Here is a 14,919-nt window from a genome sequence, read left to right as displayed (position 1 = left end):
CTCGTTCCAGGAACACCGGATCATGACCTCACTGACAAAGGGTGGCTCACGTGCCTCGACTTACTCGCGTGCTCCTCACTGGTGCCTTCCTCGGAATGGCGACGGGGGGCATGCTGCGCCTCCTATCAGAACTGACCGGCGACGAGCTCGCTGATATGCCCGGCTGGCCCTGGATCGTTGCCGCTCCGCTGCTCTTCGGCGGCGTGCTCTTCATTGGCGCCTGCCTCAGCCTCATCGCGGCGCAGTTGTCTTTCATTCGCACCAGGTCGATCGACCATGCAGCCGAGCGCACGCCACGCGATCCCCCGACTTCGTGAACCCAGTAGTGGCTGAGCTCAAGCCACGGGCGAGCTCAGCGAAGCCATTGCTGTCCGCCTAGGACACCGAACGACCGCGCGATTGCCGGCCAGCGGGTGGGCCGGTGGGGGCAATGTGCAAAGGGCCCGTCGTAGTGCCAGGCGCCCCTTTGCCGGTATGTTTGCGCACTTCAGCGGTGGTTGACTATTTGATACGTGGAGGCCTGCGCGTGCGCCACGGGCCGGGTGTTGCCGATAGGGGCGGCCCAACGGTCGGAGAGTCGAGGCGACCGCTGCAGTGTTCCCGCTGCACCTCTCGGGATCGTGATGCCCGCGGCGGAACTCTCCGCACCGTCAGCTGAGGCCGGGGAGGCTGCTTCGGTTGGTGACGACGGCGTGGGCGACGTCGGTCAGCTTCTTGTTGTTGTTACGGGCGTACGTGCGGATGCGGGTGAATGCCTCGTCGACGCTGATGTCGTGGATCTGGGCGACGGCGCCTTTGGCCTGTTCGATCACGATGCGACTGTTCAACGCTCCCTGCAGCTGCTCCGACAGGACTTCACCTCGATGGATGGCCCGCTCCTGCAGCAGCCCGATGGCCGCGACGTCGGCAAGGGCCTGCACGATCGGCACGTCGTGGTCGTCGAAGTCGCCGCCTTTGGTGTCACCGAAGACGTTCATCGCCCCGATGACGCTCGACCGCAGCCGCAGGGGAAACGCATGGACGGACTGAAATCCGCTGGCAGCGGCTTCGGGGGCGAACCGGGGCCACCGGCTGACGGCTGCACTCAAATCCACATTGATGACCGGTTTCCCGGTGCGATAGGCCTCCTGGCAGGGCCCTTCCCGGGTCTGCAACTGGAACAATTCGAGGAGTTTGACGTTCTCGTTCGACCCGGCCATGTACTCCAGACGACCGTCCCGGTCAGCGAGCACCAGCCCTACCGCGGCGGCACCCACGAGATCGGCCGTCCGGTCGGTGATCATGTGCAGAAATTCGATCAGGTCGAACTCCTCGACCAGAGTGTCGGCGAACTCGACGAAGACGGCCGCCAGCCGCTCAGTGGAAACGGTTGTCATGCCTGCCTCCCGGCGTCCGGCGGTGAAACCAACACGGTCACAGACGATCCCGGTCGAAGCTCAACCGGCCAGCGAGCACGTCGCGGGCGATCTCACTCAGACCACGACTCTCCGCATAGGCGTGGGCGCGCATGCGAGCCATGGCCTCACTGATTGTCCCCTCGATCTGCACCATGACCATCCCCTGCGCCTGGAACACTTCCGCCCGATGTTCGATCGCATCGCCGATGCCGATGTCGGAGGCATTGCCGGCTTCCTCGGTGCTCTCCTGCGCGTCGAGGAGCGCCGCGACCGTGACGTCGGCGAACGTCCGCGCGTCGATGAGATGGTCGTCCGACAGCGCACCCACGGTGTCGCGGAACACATCGAGCACCCCCAGGCGAACAGTCCCCATCTGCAGAGGGAACGCGAACACCGCACGCACCCCGGCCGCACGTGCGGCCGGGGCGTACATCGGCCAGCGAGTCGCTGCGTCGTCTCCGAGATCGGCAACCAGGACCGGGGTGCGGGTGTCGAAGGCATCGATGCACGGCCCTTCACCAAGGACGAACTGCATCTCTTCCATCCGTTCACTGCGGGCATCCGACGCGGCGCACACTCCGCGAACGGCGTCGGCGGTGAACACGCTGACCCCGGTGCCCGACGCCGACAACGCGCCCACCGCCGCGCGGCACATCTGGGTGAGGAATCCCGCCATACCCGGGACGGCATCGGGTTGAGCGTCGATGAGATCCCGGATAGCCACGTCGCGCTCAGCCACGAGGTCGACCCGAGCAAGGCACGGTGTCATCAGCCGCACAGGACGGAGGCGCGCTGAAGTGGCGTGGACGGTGCTTTTTCAGGGGCACGAGTGCGCCTTCCGAATTCCTCGACGTCAACCGCCAAGGACCGGGGCAGCAAGACCGGAGACTCCCGATCGGTGTGCTGACTCTACTCGTCGGAGGTGAGTTCTGTGAGCGACGGTGCGATCAGGCTCGCTGATCGGGCCGCGGCACTCTAGAGTCTTTACCGTGGCTCACGTCGCGAGCCGCTGCCCCGGACCCGGCACGCTACTAGCCCCACCGAGGGCGGAGCATTGCCACCTCACGGCACGTATTGCGGCTCTGAAGCAGGCCTCACGGTAACCGCAACAGCCCCTCCGATGCCTCTGGGACCCGCCCGATTGCGCCTCGTCGGTGACATCGACAGGGCCTCATCGAAGATGCTGTCCGAAACCGCCTACTGGTTGACTGCTCTCGCGCCGGCCAGCGTGGTCATCGACCTCGCTGCGGTCACCTTCGCCGGCTCGGCACTACTGAACTTCCTCAGTCGACTCTCCGGAGCCCTGCCCACGGACACCGATTTGATCCTCTGGCGACCCCAACCAGGAATCGAAATGATCCTCCGAGTCCCCGGCCTGACGCCCAAGTCCATCCTGTACCAAGGCCCCCTTGAGCCGTGGGCCATGGGCAGCTAACAGCACTCACCCTGCCGAGCTCGTCGTACGCCCTTGACGACAGGCGACGTGACGAGCTGCTCGTCGAACCTGCGGCGCCGGCCATCAAGTCGCCCAGCTGCTCCCAGCGCAACGCCGAGTGGTTGAGCGCCCCGACCTCTTGCGGCCGTGTCCCGTAATCCTGCCCACGCCGCTGATCTGCGCAGCATCCCTGGAGACGCTGAGAAAGACTGCGCCCAGGGAGTCAGCTCGAGAACCCGGGCTTATGACTACGGCCGCAATGGCACTACTGAGCCTCTGGTACTGATGTGCGACGTCTGTCGCCAAGCGTCCCGGTCAGGTCAGCGGCGAGAGATGCGCTGGTCTGGTCATTTGCCCTTGGCTCGGAACATCACGCACCGGTTTGACCGATGCGCTAGCCGTAAATAGATCGCCGGGCGCCGTTTGTTGGTTGGCCAAAAGGCAATCGACCATCTCCACCCGAGCCGCTGGAGGCGTCTCCTCCCTCGCGAGACCGAGGTCACCGGACATCGACCGTCGATAAGTCACCGATGCAGTCCTGCATGCAACGCCTAAAGCGCCCTCACCGAAATGCCCGCCGACCCGAGGGACCTAACCGACGTGCACGAGCATGACTTCGCCCGCCGCAGCGCCAGGCGCGGCGGGCTTCAGCCGCCGGGCCCAGGCACTCACTCTACTTTGCGTCGTAGGGGTCGCGGCTACCGGACTTTGCCAGGCCACGGCTGATCAGATAGCCGACCGTCAGGATGACGATGTAGAGCCAAGCGCGGTCAGCGCGGAAATAATCGCTGTGGCCATCATCGCTGCCCACGACCTGAGAAGCGATCAAAACGCCTACTACTGCTGCCACGTAGGCAATCAACTCGCTGGTCTTGAAAGAAGCCTTCGTCTCAGTGCTCAGACGGCGGGGAGCCGTCCGGTCGGACACCGTAGTTCCGGCCGCGTAGTCACCGGCGGGGCTGGCCGTGGCCATGGCTTCTCCAAGTTTCAAGCGGCGGCGAGTGTCGCGACCGCCAGCTGGCGATACCCCGGCTTCCTCTGTCCAGTCTCATTTGGACCAAGATTTTCGCGATTGCTCTCGATGAGCCAAATGACTGCTGATCCTATTGTCGCTGCCGTCACCAGCGGGCACGCTTTTCTTCAGCTACCAGCCTCGAGAGATCACCAGCGAACTGTCGGTGGGCCGCCTGGGGATCGAACCCCAGAACCCGTGGACTAAAACGTTGCGGTCGGCGAGCAGGACGGTCCGTCCGGCGCCCTGCCGGTGGGGCGCCGGGACTCCAGCCCTACGCGGCGGACCGCCACCGTCCACGCACGGCGTTTGCGTGAACCGCCTTCGGTTACCCGGGACCGACATGCGCCACTGCGGTGAGGGGTGAGCCCGAGCATGATCGTCGGCCCACGACCTACGCGCCGCCAATTGCCGGTTCCTAGCGATCGTCTCGTCCGCGTCTTGCGGGAGTACTGCTACCGGTTGCGCTCGGAGGACCTGGCCGACCTGGCCGAAAGCATGAGCACCGGAAGCTTCCCGTGGCTTCGCGACGACCTGACCGCCGCGCTCGAAGACGCCACACTGACGACCACATGGTGGCGCGCAACGGTCAGCGACGCGGTGTTCATGGTGCCTTGGCAGGCTCGCGGCAGCGTGGAAGCCGCCCAGCGTCACCTGTGGGACAGGCTGTTTCCCGCGCATCCCTTCCCGCTCGCATCGCCGAGGGACGAACGGTAAGTCCCAGCCGGTTCGGCAGCCGCATCGGGTAGATGTCCTGGTCCGGGGAATGGGTCGGAGCAGGTCGTCGGCTGGCGGTTGCTCCCGTCACCGGCAGGTATCGGGCTCATCGTGGCGGGTCTACTCGTGGAAGGCGGGCGTGGAGACGGCGGCGCTGGGCAGTTCAGCGGCGGGCAGGGTGAAGATGAAGCGGGAGCCGCCGCCCGGATTGTCGGTGGCGGCGATGGTCCCGCCGTGGCGTTCGACGATGCGCTGGCAGATGGCGAGCCCGAGGCCGGTTCCGGCGTAGTCGGCGCTGCGGTGTGCGCGGTGGAAGTTGGCGAAGATCGCTTCGTGCTGCCCAGCGGGGATGCCGATGCCGTTGTCGCTGATCTCGACTTCGACCATCCCCGCACCGGTCCCGGTGGTGTGGACGGTGATGTGCGGGACCACGTCCGGGGCGGTGTACTTGACTGCGTTGCCGATCAGATTGTCCAGTAGCTGGCGGGCCAGGACCGGGTCGGCGTTCACGGTCGCCAGCTCTCCGATGGCGAACTGGGGTGCCGGGCGGTCGGCGGCGATGGCCGCGTCGGTGCGGGCGATAGCAATGTCGGCGGCCAGGACGGCGAGATCGACCGGGACCGGAGCAACTGCGGCGTCGCGTGCGGTGGTGTAGGCGAGCAGATCGTTGATCAGTCCGCGCATGCGTGCCGCGGCGCGGCGTACCCGGGTCAGGCAGTCGCCGGCTTCGACGATCGTGTGGTGCGGCGGGGTGTCGGCCAGGGCGTCGGTGGCGGCTTCGGTCCATCCGTCGACCGTGGTCAGGGGGTTGAGCAGGTCGTGGGCGACGACGCCGGCGAAGCTGGTCAGCTCGTCGCGGTGGCGGCGTTCGGCGGTGACGTCGTGGAAGAGTACGACCGCCCGGCGGGTGCCTTCCTCGTCGGGCAGGGCGGTCGCGGTGACCCGCAGGATCCGGCCGTCCGGAACGCCGGCGTTGCGGACCAGGATGTCGCTGCCGTGCATCTCCTGCCCGCTCAAGGCGCGGGCATACGGCAGCTCGGAGTCGTTCATCGGGGTGCCGTCGAGGTGGAACAGCCCGTAATGCTCGCCGCCGACGACCTTGTCGTGCGGGCTGGTGACCCCGCCCAGCAGCGTCGTAGCCGCCGGGTTGCGCAGCACGACCGTGCCGTCGGCGTCGATGACCGCCAGCCCGTCGGCCATGGCGTCCACGACGGTGGTCATGAGCGCGGCGTGCCGCGCGGCGGCCTCCCGCCCGGCGGCGAGTTCAGCGATCAGCGCGACGCGTTCGTCGCGGCCGAGGGCCAGCGCGAGCCCGACGACCGCGACGACCGCCACGAACAGCTGGGCGACCAGCGCCCGGATCGGGTGCGAGTCGATCGCGGCGAACGGGCCGCTGCCCTGCAGCGTGAACAGCACCGCGGCCGTTCCGACCAGCAGGTCGTGCACGATGACGAACCCGGTCGACAGGCGCAGACCGGCCCATACCGTCACGGCGATCAGCGCGAACGCCAGCGGCAAGCCGGTCGTGTACGCGAACCCGGCGGCGTAGGCGGCGACCGAGCAGGCGGTCAAGGCCGTGTACTCCGCGGCGCGCCGCCACGACAGCCGCGCAACCGGCCGACCTGCGACCTGCTCCCTGGCCTTCGGTGACCACGTGCTCAGGAGGTGGCCGAAGCGGAGGCCGGCCACACCGATCAGCAGCACGCTGGCGGTGTTGCGGGCCAGCCACACCGCGGTGGTCGACGCCGCATAGGCGTCGGTGACCAGCCACATGCCGGCGCTGCCGAGGCCGGCGCCGCAGGCGGTGCTGACCACCGCGGCGGCCAGCACCGCCCACAGATCGCCGAGCCGGGACAGCGGCTCGGTGCCGCCGGCGCCCCACAACAACGGACGCCACCGAGCCAGCAAGAGCAAGAACACGGCCACCTGCGCGAGATTGGCGACGACGAACACGATCGCCATCGCGGCGCTCGCACCCGTGTGCACGTTGACCACCACGGTGACCGCGACCAGGGCCGCCGCATCCACCCCGATCCAGCGGGTGGAGCGGCGCGCGCAGAACCACACGACCGCCACCCCCGCCGCGGGCCAGATCATGCTGAGGTTCGTGCCGTCCATGACCGTCGCCCGGCCGGCGATCGTCGCCGCCGCGTATATCGCGGCGAACAGCACGGTCGTGGCGAGGGCCCGGAAGACCGACATCAGAATTGCTCCTGCGGTCCGGGTTGACCGCCCGCGCCGACCAGGTCCGTCAGCACCGCGTGGAGCCGGTCGGTGGTGAACGGCTTGCGCATCGGGACGCCGCCGGCCGCCCGCATCCGGGCTTGATCCGGGCCTGACCACAGCACACTCAGGAATACCGCGGGCAGATCGGTACGCCGTTCTCGTAGCCGTCCGAGCAGTTCGATGCCGTCCATCTCCGGCATCGCCACGTCCAGCACCGCCACGTCGGGCATGCCGTGCGCGTCGACGGCGTTCAGCGCCGCCGGGCCGCTGTCGGCTGCCAGCACGTCGCAGCCCGCGGAGCGCACACTCCGCACGATCAGGTCACGTACGTCCCGGTCGTCGTCGACCACCAGCACCCGCATCGCGCCACCTCTGCCCGCGCTCGATAGTCCAAGCCTCCATCGGCAGGAGCACCGCGGACCTGAGCAAGCACGGGTCAGCGATGCCCCTGCGCGCCTGGAGGCGGCTCATCGGGGAGCTAGCTCTGCACGCGCGCGACCAGATCGGCGGCCACCTCGCGTAGCTTCCGGTTGGCGTGCTGCGAGACCCGGGTCAGCTGCCCGAACGCTTCCTCCGCCGAGCAACCGCGCTGCGCCATCAGGATGCCTTTGGCCTGCTCGATCACCGCCCGGGACGTCATCGCCTGACGCATCCCCTCGGCCAACTCCGCCGTCGTGGCATACAGATGCGCGTTCGCCACAGCGACCGCCGCATAGCTGGCGAACAGCACGCCGGCCCGCACCGACTCCGCCGGAAAAGCGTCCGGGACCCCGCCGTAGATGTTCAACGCCCCGACGACATGCTCCTGCACCGGCAGCGGCACCGACAGGCTGCTGCGGGCACCCCGCTCCAGCGCCGCCGGACAATACCGCGGCCAGCGGGCCTCGGTGGCCATGTCCGCGATCACCATCATCTCGCCGCCGCGCGCGGCATCCAGACACGGCCCGAAACCCGCCGCGTACTGCCGCTCATCCAGCTCCAACGCGAGGGGTCCGGTGAACGCCGCCGTGGTCGGACGGTCCCGCACGACCAGCGTGACCGAGACCTCCGACGCGCCCGCGATGGCCTTGCGCGCCAAGAGCGCGACCTGCTCGAGCACCTCGTCGAGGGTCCGGTCGGCCAGCACGATCCGGCCGACCTCGGCCAGCGCCAGCGCAACCTCGGGCGACACGGCAGCAGCATCGGCCGCACGCAGAGAGGGTTCCATGTTTCTCGGTGTCCGCTTTCCACGCGGACGCCGCCACGGGAACGCGACCCGAGCGGCGTCGAAACCTCCTCCGCCGCTGCAGCGGCGAAGGCCGACGCATCCCGCCCCGGGATCCGTCGCGACGCCGCTTCCTGACGTCACCGGCACCCCCGACCCCGGGGACACCCGCAGCGACACGGTACCTGCCACCCGAGACCGGCACGCGCGAAGGCCTCGTTCAGCATCCCGACCTGTGAACGCTCGAACTGGCACGGTGAGCTCGACACGGCGTCGGGCGGGTCGTTCGCGCCGAAGGCCGCGAGCTGCGCTCCATCATGACGGGGCCGCCCCGGCGCGGCGCGTAGCGTAGGGACCGGCAATAACAGCAGTCACGATTACCTCGGTACTCGCTTCCGATGAGGTTTCAGTGGCTCTGGCTGAGCTATCCCTGCGTGGACCGGAAGTAACGAGGAGTCACATCCAGTGAACCCCCAGCCGTCCTCGAACGCGCCCGTACTCGAGGACGTGTACCCGCCCGTCGCGGTGTCCGTTGCCCAGGCGCGGCACGATGTCCGGCGGCTGCTGGCGCACTGGGAGGTCACGGACACTGCCGTCGAAGACGTCGCGCTGGTCGTGGAGGAACTCCTCGCCAACGTCATCGACCACGCCCGGACCCCGTTCCGTCTCACCGTCGATCGGCGCGACTCAACGATCGGGGTAGCCGTCCGCGACGAGAGTTCCGCGCTGCCTGAGATGCGCGATCTCGACCTCACCGCGCTGCGCGGACGCGGTCTGCGGCTCGTCGCAGCGATCGCTCAGCGCTGGGGCTACGAGCGCGAGGACACCGGCAAGATCGTCTGGGCCGAAATCGCCGTCTAACGGTGACCTCGGCGCAGACGCCCGGCGACGCTGTCACATGGTGATCAGGCGAGGCGACTCAGCGTGCTGAGTGCCATGTCGGGCAGGGCAACGCCTTCCTCTGCGGCGCGCATCCGCAGTGCCAGGTACGCATTCCTCGCCGAGCAGCGCTGACGGCCGGCGACCATACCGATGGCCCGTTGGATCTGGTCCCGGACAGCCAAGGCCTGGGCGACACCGGCGGCCAGGTCGGCAGCACCGGCGCTGTGTTTCCGGGAGGCCGGAGCGGGCGACGGCGACGGCGCAGCCTGAAATGCCGCGCGGACATGCTGCCCGAGCGACGTCATCGCGCCCTGATCGTGCCCGTAGAGATTCATCGACGCGACCGCCTCGCCGCTACCGGCGAACAACGGAATCGACAACGACGAGTGCAAGCCGATGGTGCGCGCTACCCGCCGGAACCCCGGCCATCGCATCGTCAATGCGACGTCGTGGACCGACACCGGCTGTCCCGTTTCCAGCGCCTCCAAGCACGGGCCCGCGCCGTCGCCGTACTGCGCGTCATCCACGGCCGCGGCCAACGGATTCGTTGCGGCGACCGTGGTGTACGAGTCCTCCCGCAACGCCGTGGTCGAGGCATAGCTCACCGCCGGCAGCGTCTCGGCGGCCAGCCGGGCGATCTCGACCAGCCGCACGTCCACGTCCGACGCATCGTCGGGCGTGCCGGCCAGCGCCACCAGACACTCGGTGATCGGGCCTTCGGTCGGGGCATCGCCCTGACCTGGGGCCCGCGGGACCGGCGTCACCGTCCGATCCAGACGTCACCACCACCGGCTATCACGGTTGGTCCCCGCCGTCGTGCGTCGTTCACCGGGACCGCATACCCGTGGTTTCCTCGGACTGAACATCGAGCTCTCATTCGGGAGCCGCGGACGTTCTCGACTTCGCTGACCCCCATGGCCGCCTGCCGGGCAAGCGGGCGGGAGAGCCGTGTGTCAATCGGTGAGCATGCCCTGGCGGAGGCGCGTCAACGTCGCCGCCAGCAATCGGGAGACGTGCATCTGTGACACCCCGATCTCCTGAGCGATCTGCGTTTGCGTCTGCTCGCGGACGAACCGCAGATACAGGATGCGGCGCTCCCGCGTGGGCAATTGCTTGAGCAGCGGCAGCAGCGCTTCGCGGCTGTCGATCAGCGCGAGGTCCGCGTCCTCCTCGCCGAACGTCTCACCGAGCGTCGGCGCGTCTTCTTCCGGGCCGGCCGGACGATCCAGCGACACGGCGGCGTACGCGTTTGCGGCCTGCAGTCCTTCGACGATCTCCTCACGGGAGCGGTCGAGGTGAGCGGCCAGCTCACTCGCCGTCGGTGCCCGGCCGGTGCGCTGGGACAGCTCGGCGGTAGCGCGGGCGAGGTCGGCCCGCAGTTCCTGCAGCCGGCGGGGCACCCGCACGTGCCAGCCGCGATCCCGGAAGTGCCGTTTGATCTCCCCGGTGATCGTCGGAATGGCGAACGACAGGAAATCGACGCCGCGGGCGGGGTCGAATCGCTCCACCGCCTGAATCAGACCGATCGTGGCGACCTGGCTCAGGTCGTCGAGGGACTCGCCGCGGTTGGCGAAGCGGCGCGCCAGGTTACGCGCCAGTGGCAGATGGATGGTGATCAGCTCGCTCCTGAGCGGGGCGCGCGCCGGGTCGTCCGTGTCCGGGCCCGCCAGTCGCCGGAACAACGGCTCAGCAGCGGAATAGCGGCTGGCACTGGAGTCGGGTGCAGCAGGCGACTGGTCTACGACCTCCGCTGCCTGCACCGCGCCTCCAGTTCTTGACCAACCGCCAAATCGTCGCGGTTCTTACGCCCGTACCCCGCCGCGCACCGCCCGAATCGACGCTCGAGAGTCCGAGCGGATTCTTAGTGTTCAGTGATCTGGATGACCTGGTCGAGGCCGGTCAGTTCCATCGGCCTACGCACCGCGAACGGGGGCGCCACGACACGCAGCCAACCCTGGCGGTCGCCGGTCCGGCGATGTAATCCCACCAGTTGCCCGAGGCAGGAGGAATCACAGAAGGTCAACGCGGCAGCGTCGATGATGACGTTGTGATACCCCTCCTCGTCGAGGATCGCGTTCACCGCATCCACGAGTGAGCCGTCGGACACCGCATCCCACTCACCGATCAGCGTGGCCGTCACCGTCTCACCGTCGGGATGCCGCCGCACCGAGTAGCTGAACTCCTGGCCGACCATGGACAGATCCTCACCCGATCGGCAGCGGCCTAAACCTGCCCTTCCGGATCGACGCTTCCGCATCCAATAGGCAGACCGGGCCGGACCGGAGTGTTCGATCGGTCGGACCATCGAGCGCCGCCCGGCGATCCCTCGTCCCCGGCCATCCGACACGGCGATTGCAGGCCGAGCAGTTTGCCCTCGGTCACGACTCGTCGGCCTGCAGGCTGACGGAGGACTGGACGCCGCCCGCCCGCAACAGCCGGGTGATGAATTGTCCGGGACGACACGTTGAGCAGCTGCACGGTGGCGCCGGTCGCGGCGAGCATCGCCACGAAGTTCACGCCTGTGGCGCCGAAGAACGTCACCTCGCGCATGTCGATGATCGCCCGGTCGAACAGTCCGCACCTGCTGGTGAGCAGCCGTCTGAGTAGATCCTGCATGACCAGGTCGATAGGCCCGGACAAGTGCACGCGCAGGGTCGTCCCGTGCAGCTGTGAGGAGCACGCGCCCGGCTCGAACGGATCGCTAGTGTCCATCCGAATCACCGCTCCTCGGACGAGGCGTCGTGTTCCCGGTCGGCGACCGCGCGAAGCACCCCGTTGATCGTAGAAGCGCGCGGCGCCGCAAGCCATGTGAGCCGACGGCGCGCGGTCATGTAGTCCAGAGGCGGCAGACGGTGGCCGGGCCGCCTGCCGACGAGGGCCGAGCGCGGCCGGTCACCGCTCATTGATCCTGGTCACAGGCACCGTTCCGGGGACTGCTGATCAGCGGCACTCCGGGCTGGGTCGCTGCATACTGCTGTACGTGGCTCCCGCGAATCTGCCCGGCACTGACCCGGAGACCGGCCGCCCGTTCGACGTGCTGATCGTCGACGACGACGCTGGAGACGTCCTGCTCATCGACGAAGCGCTCTCCGACCGGCAGATCCATCACCGGTTGCACACCGCCGCCGACGGCGTCCGGGCACTGGAGTTTCTCCGCGATCCCGCCCAGCCCCGCCCCGACCTGATCCTGCTGGATCTGAACATGCCCCGGATGAGCGGCCGCGAAGTCCTCGCGCAGGTCAAGGCCGACCCGGAACTGCGGCGCATCCCCATCGTGGTGCTCTCTACCTCGGTTATCGAAGACGACGTCAGCGCCAGCTACGGTCTGCGCGCCAACGCCTACGTCACCAAACCGGTCGACTTCGACGAATTCGTCGCCGCCGTCCAGCGCATCGACGAGTTCTATCTCGGCGTCGTCCGTCTTCCCCGCCGCGCCGCCTGAGCTCCCTGACGTATGTCCGCGAGGCGTCGGGTTTCGCTCGCTGATCAGCGGGCGTTCACCTGTTGCCGCCCGGGCGAACTCTGCAGCAGACTCTCCGCCCGCTGCAGAGCAGCGTCGTCGTCGCGGGATCGGCGACGACACCGGAAGCGACGTTAACCGACCACCAGCACACCGCCAGGCAGGCGCGCCACGGCCGCAAAGCCAGTGCAAGGCTCTCAATGCCGCCAGGACGACCTGCCCCAATGGATGCGCCCAGTGATCAGAGTGTCCCCCGCGACTAGAAACGCGTGAAGGGGCGATGATCGTGACGTGACTACCTGGATGGCAGGGCGAGCAGCCGGCACGGCCGGTGCCCTGATTGCCATGGCCCTCGTGAGCGGGTGCGGCGCGCCGGCATCGGTGCAGAACGAGGCGCGCGAAACCGCGGTCCGGTTCACGACCGCCATCAGCGCCGGAGAGCTCCCGGCAGCATGCGCCCAGCTGACCCCGATCACGCGCACCGAACTGGAGTCCGACGAGGAAAGCGCCTGTCCGGACGCGCTGCAGGCCGCTGCCCTGCCGTCCGCGGGCGCGCCCGGCCGCGTCGACGTCTACGGCCAGCAAGCCCGTGTGGTCTTCGGCGGCGACACGCTCTTCCTCGCCCGCACGCCGTCGGGCTGGAAGGTCAGCGCCGCCGGGTGCCAGCTGCACGCTGGCGACGTCTACGACTGCACCGTGAAAGGCAAGTGACGGCGATGCGCGCACTGTTCGTCGGATGCCTCCTGTTGATCGGCCTCGGCCTCGGCTATTTCTTCCTCCTCGGCGGGCTGCACCGATGAGCCGGCTCCGCGGATTGCGCAACCACGGGCTCGGCCTGGCGTTCCTGCTCATCTTCGCCGCCGCGCTGATCGGGCAGGCCATCGCCGGACACGCGGTGTTCAACGCCGACCAGGCCAGCAGCGGCCTACCTGGTATCTCCCTCGCCCGGTACGTCACCTCGGCGTCATTCGCCGCCGACGTTGCGGAGAACTGGCAATCGGAATACCTGCAGTTCTTCCTCTACATCTTCCTCACCGTCTGGCTGGTCCAGCGCGGATCCCCGGAGTCCAAACCGCTCGACGACGCCGGCACCGAGTCCGACGAGCAGCAACTCACCGGCGCACACGCCCGCCCCGACTCACCGGCACCGGTCCGCCGCGGCGGCTGGATCGGCAGCATCTACGCCCGGTCGCTCGGACTCGTCATGGGCGCGATCTTCCTACTGTCCTGGCTCGCCCAGTCCGTCGCCGGGGTCGCCGCCTACAACGAGACCCAACTTCGCGAACTCGAGGCGCCGGTCAGCTGGAGTCAGTACGTCACCTCCGCCGACTTCTGGAGCCGCACCCTGCAGAACTGGCAATCGGAGTTTCTGGCCGTGGCCTCCATGGCGATCCTCTCCATCTACCTCCGTCAGCGCGGCTCACCAGAGTCCAAGCCCGTCGGTGCCGCCCACACCGCAACCGGCACCGAGGGCTGACCCATCCCGCCCGGCCCGACTACTCGGGCGGACACGCCCTCTTGATCAGAACCGTCGGCCGCGTAGATTCTGGCGCTTCAGTGCCTCCAGTGCTGGGAAGTGCCCGCGCGATCTGACTCCCGCCCGCCGTCGCAGCATTCACACATCGGCCGAGGAAGACAGGCTTTCTCGTCGGAATTCGTACCGTCTCTGGACCGCGCCGTATTGCTGAAATGTGTCGGTCAGCAGGGCTCCGCCACGCTCCAGCACCCGCGCTGATCGTTGATTGCCGTCCTGGGTCACCGCGATCAGCAAATCCTCGTTCGTCGCGGCAAAGAACCATGCGACTAAGAACTCGAGCGTTTCCGACGCCAGCCCAAGGCCCCAGTGAGCGCGATCGAACTGGTAGGAGATCTCCCACGGCCCACGTTTGCGCCGGAGGTCGCCGCTCCCGATCACCGCGCGATCGGTCCGGGCCTCGACGACGAGGTCGCCCCAGGCACTGTCGGCGACGAGCTGAGCAGCCCGCCGTCGGGCGTCGTCCTCACCAAGCGGACCGCCGACGAACTGCCGCACCTCCTCATCAGTGAACAGCGCCACGAGCGCTGCCTCATCGCCGTGCACCGGGCGGCGGACCCGAACCCGGGACGCCGTCAACGGCGTCGGCAGCCATTCCACGTCGTCCATCCAGCCTTCTTCCCCGACCTCCGCGCATCCTTCGGCACGATTCTCGCCGCTAGCCGCTGGCCGGCGATCGAGTCTGGCCGTCCGGCATCGGGCCGTGGCTACGGAGGCCGCTTGCTGTCAGCCGTCCAAGGGAGAAACAGCGCGCTGAGCAGGCACAGCACCGCGGCGATGCCCAGAGACCACCGCAGGGACAGCCACCCGGCGAGCAACCCGCCGACCGCTATGCAAATCGGCTGGAACCCTCGGGAACTGGTTGACCACGCGGTCCCCACGCGCGCCATCAACTCGTCCGGCGTCACGGCCATCCGGTAGGTGGCGAAGAGCGGGTTGAAGGCGCCCGCCGCGAATAGCAGCAGGAACTGGGATGCGCCCAGGACCACCAGCGCTCCGGTGCCGTCGCCGAGGAAGGGCAGCGGAAGCAGCCCCACCGTGCGGCCGGCGCC

18 protein-coding genes and 1 pseudogene are annotated in these 14,919 nt (G+C 68.2%); 7 read left to right on the top strand and 12 right to left on the bottom strand.

Translation table 11 applies throughout. From position 1 onward, the window contains the following. Positions 1–68 precede the first annotated feature (68 nt). On the top strand, positions 69–317 hold the full coding sequence (locus ACGFY5_RS44460) for a hypothetical protein (protein WP_392731069.1): 249 nt from the start codon (positions 69–71) through the stop codon (positions 315–317). Positions 318–650: 333 nt separating this feature from the next. On the opposite strand, the gene ACGFY5_RS44455 is transcribed toward ACGFY5_RS44460, so the two are convergent. Together ACGFY5_RS44455 and ACGFY5_RS44450 are read right to left on the bottom strand one after the other, a co-directional pair. Then, complete coding sequence (locus tag ACGFY5_RS44455) at positions 651–1,376, bottom strand: GAF domain-containing protein (protein WP_392731068.1); 726 nt, start codon at positions 1,374–1,376, stop codon at positions 651–653. 37 nt (positions 1,377–1,413) lie between these two features. After that, positions 1,414–2,136 carry a GAF and ANTAR domain-containing protein gene (locus ACGFY5_RS44450; RefSeq protein ID WP_392731067.1) on the bottom strand — a complete coding sequence of 241 codons (723 nt, stop codon included), beginning with the start codon at positions 2,134–2,136 and terminating at the stop codon, positions 1,414–1,416. 381 nt (positions 2,137–2,517) lie between these two features. On the opposite strand from ACGFY5_RS44450, the gene ACGFY5_RS44445 reads away from it, so the two are divergent. Continuing rightward, positions 2,518–2,832: an STAS domain-containing protein gene (locus tag ACGFY5_RS44445; protein ID WP_392731066.1), complete on the top strand. Its 315-nt coding sequence runs from the start codon at positions 2,518–2,520 to the stop codon at positions 2,830–2,832. Positions 2,833–3,505: 673 nt separating this feature from the next. Here ACGFY5_RS44445 and ACGFY5_RS44440 read toward each other — a convergent pair. Next, complete coding sequence (locus tag ACGFY5_RS44440; RefSeq protein WP_392731064.1) at positions 3,506–3,805, bottom strand: hypothetical protein; 300 nt, start codon at positions 3,803–3,805, stop codon at positions 3,506–3,508. Positions 3,806–4,219: 414 nt separating this feature from the next. Between ACGFY5_RS44440 and ACGFY5_RS44435 the strand changes: the two genes are divergently transcribed. Beyond that, entirely contained in the window at positions 4,220–4,561 is a 342-nt protein-coding gene (locus tag ACGFY5_RS44435; RefSeq protein ID WP_392731062.1) for a hypothetical protein, read from the top strand. A 120-nt stretch (positions 4,562–4,681) separates the two neighbouring features. Here ACGFY5_RS44435 and ACGFY5_RS44430 read toward each other — a convergent pair whose 3' ends face one another. The 3 genes from ACGFY5_RS44430 to ACGFY5_RS44420 form a co-directional block, all read right to left on the bottom strand. Beyond that, positions 4,682–6,763, bottom strand: a complete 2,082-nt coding sequence (locus tag ACGFY5_RS44430) for an ATP-binding protein (protein ID WP_392731061.1) — start codon at positions 6,761–6,763, stop codon at positions 4,682–4,684. Beyond that, a complete protein-coding gene (locus ACGFY5_RS44425) occupies positions 6,763–7,149 on the bottom strand; it encodes a response regulator transcription factor (RefSeq protein WP_392731059.1) in 387 nt (128 codons plus the stop codon). Before ACGFY5_RS44425 ends, ACGFY5_RS44430 begins: the two co-directional genes overlap by 1 nt. 116 nt (positions 7,150–7,265) lie before the next feature. Further along, a complete protein-coding gene (locus ACGFY5_RS44420) occupies positions 7,266–7,994 on the bottom strand; it encodes a GAF and ANTAR domain-containing protein (protein ID WP_392731058.1) in 729 nt (242 codons plus the stop codon). A gap of 462 nt (positions 7,995–8,456) precedes the next feature. Between ACGFY5_RS44420 and ACGFY5_RS44415 the strand changes: the two genes are divergently transcribed. Then, a complete protein-coding gene (locus ACGFY5_RS44415; RefSeq protein WP_392731056.1) occupies positions 8,457–8,852 on the top strand; it encodes an ATP-binding protein in 396 nt (131 codons plus the stop codon). A 44-nt stretch (positions 8,853–8,896) separates the two neighbouring features. Here the strand turns inward: ACGFY5_RS44415 and ACGFY5_RS44410 are convergent, their stop codons facing one another. From ACGFY5_RS44410 to ACGFY5_RS44395, 4 genes are all read right to left on the bottom strand, one after another. Continuing rightward, positions 8,897–9,568, bottom strand: a complete 672-nt coding sequence (locus tag ACGFY5_RS44410; protein WP_392731054.1) for a GAF and ANTAR domain-containing protein — start codon at positions 9,566–9,568, stop codon at positions 8,897–8,899. 258 nt (positions 9,569–9,826) lie between these two features. Continuing rightward, a complete protein-coding gene (locus tag ACGFY5_RS44405) occupies positions 9,827–10,633 on the bottom strand; it encodes an RNA polymerase sigma factor SigF (protein WP_392731052.1) in 807 nt (268 codons plus the stop codon). 101 nt (positions 10,634–10,734) lie between these two features. Continuing rightward, positions 10,735–11,067 carry an STAS domain-containing protein gene (locus tag ACGFY5_RS44400; protein ID WP_392731050.1) on the bottom strand — a complete coding sequence of 111 codons (333 nt, stop codon included), beginning with the start codon at positions 11,065–11,067 and terminating at the stop codon, positions 10,735–10,737. 29 nt (positions 11,068–11,096) lie between these two features. Further along, positions 11,097–11,585, bottom strand: coding sequence for a hypothetical protein (locus ACGFY5_RS44395; RefSeq protein ID WP_392731049.1), 489 nt, complete (start codon positions 11,583–11,585; stop codon positions 11,097–11,099). 268 nt (positions 11,586–11,853) lie between these two features. On the opposite strand from ACGFY5_RS44395, the gene ACGFY5_RS44390 reads away from it, so the two are divergent. The 3 genes from ACGFY5_RS44390 (at position 11,854) to ACGFY5_RS44380 (ending at position 13,810) form a co-directional block, all read left to right on the top strand. Then, complete coding sequence (locus ACGFY5_RS44390) at positions 11,854–12,315, top strand: response regulator (RefSeq protein WP_392731048.1); 462 nt, start codon at positions 11,854–11,856, stop codon at positions 12,313–12,315. A 363-nt stretch (positions 12,316–12,678) separates the two neighbouring features. After that, positions 12,679–13,044, top strand: a complete 366-nt coding sequence (locus ACGFY5_RS44385; protein WP_392731046.1) for a hypothetical protein — start codon at positions 12,679–12,681, stop codon at positions 13,042–13,044. An 85-nt stretch (positions 13,045–13,129) separates the two neighbouring features. Next, on the top strand, positions 13,130–13,810 hold the full coding sequence (locus tag ACGFY5_RS44380; protein WP_392731045.1) for a DUF6766 family protein: 681 nt from the start codon (positions 13,130–13,132) through the stop codon (positions 13,808–13,810). Between the two features lie 138 nt (positions 13,811–13,948). Here ACGFY5_RS44380 and ACGFY5_RS44375 read toward each other — a convergent pair whose 3' ends face one another. Next, on the bottom strand, positions 13,949–14,476 hold the full coding sequence (locus tag ACGFY5_RS44375; protein WP_392731043.1) for a GNAT family N-acetyltransferase: 528 nt from the start codon (positions 14,474–14,476) through the stop codon (positions 13,949–13,951). Positions 14,477–14,574: 98 nt separating this feature from the next. Beyond that, positions 14,575–14,919, bottom strand: a pseudogene (locus ACGFY5_RS44370) (MFS transporter); the annotation flags it as partial.

The organism is Cryptosporangium sp. NPDC048952 (genome assembly GCF_043197895.1).
Lineage (GTDB): Bacteria > Actinomycetota > Actinomycetes > Mycobacteriales > Cryptosporangiaceae > Cryptosporangium.
This window is presented reverse-complemented; position numbering and strand designations above follow the sequence as displayed.

What these genes read in the sequence shown, in the direction of transcription:
- ACGFY5_RS44445 (WP_392731066.1), top strand. Translation starts at nt 2,518, where the DNA reads ATGCCTCTGGGACCCGCCCGATTGCGCCTCGTCGGTGACATCGACAGG.
- ACGFY5_RS44440 (WP_392731064.1), bottom strand. Translation starts at nt 3,805, where the DNA reads ATGGCCACGGCCAGCCCCGCCGGTGACTACGCGGCCGGAACTACGGTG.
- ACGFY5_RS44430 (WP_392731061.1), bottom strand. Translation starts at nt 6,763, where the DNA reads ATGTCGGTCTTCCGGGCCCTCGCCACGACCGTGCTGTTCGCCGCGATA.
- ACGFY5_RS44455 (WP_392731068.1), bottom strand. Translation starts at nt 1,376, where the DNA reads ATGACAACCGTTTCCACTGAGCGGCTGGCGGCCGTCTTCGTCGAGTTC.
- ACGFY5_RS44375 (WP_392731043.1), bottom strand. Translation starts at nt 14,476, where the DNA reads ATGGACGACGTGGAATGGCTGCCGACGCCGTTGACGGCGTCCCGGGTT.
- ACGFY5_RS44380 (WP_392731045.1), top strand. Translation starts at nt 13,130, where the DNA reads ATGAGCCGGCTCCGCGGATTGCGCAACCACGGGCTCGGCCTGGCGTTC.
- ACGFY5_RS44395 (WP_392731049.1), bottom strand. Translation starts at nt 11,585, where the DNA reads ATGGACACTAGCGATCCGTTCGAGCCGGGCGCGTGCTCCTCACAGCTG.
- ACGFY5_RS44435 (WP_392731062.1), top strand. Translation starts at nt 4,220, where the DNA reads ATGATCGTCGGCCCACGACCTACGCGCCGCCAATTGCCGGTTCCTAGC.
- ACGFY5_RS44385 (WP_392731046.1), top strand. Translation starts at nt 12,679, where the DNA reads ATGGCCCTCGTGAGCGGGTGCGGCGCGCCGGCATCGGTGCAGAACGAG.
- ACGFY5_RS44425 (WP_392731059.1), bottom strand. Translation starts at nt 7,149, where the DNA reads ATGCGGGTGCTGGTGGTCGACGACGACCGGGACGTACGTGACCTGATC.
- ACGFY5_RS44400 (WP_392731050.1), bottom strand. Translation starts at nt 11,067, where the DNA reads ATGGTCGGCCAGGAGTTCAGCTACTCGGTGCGGCGGCATCCCGACGGT.
- ACGFY5_RS44420 (WP_392731058.1), bottom strand. Translation starts at nt 7,994, where the DNA reads ATGGAACCCTCTCTGCGTGCGGCCGATGCTGCTGCCGTGTCGCCCGAG.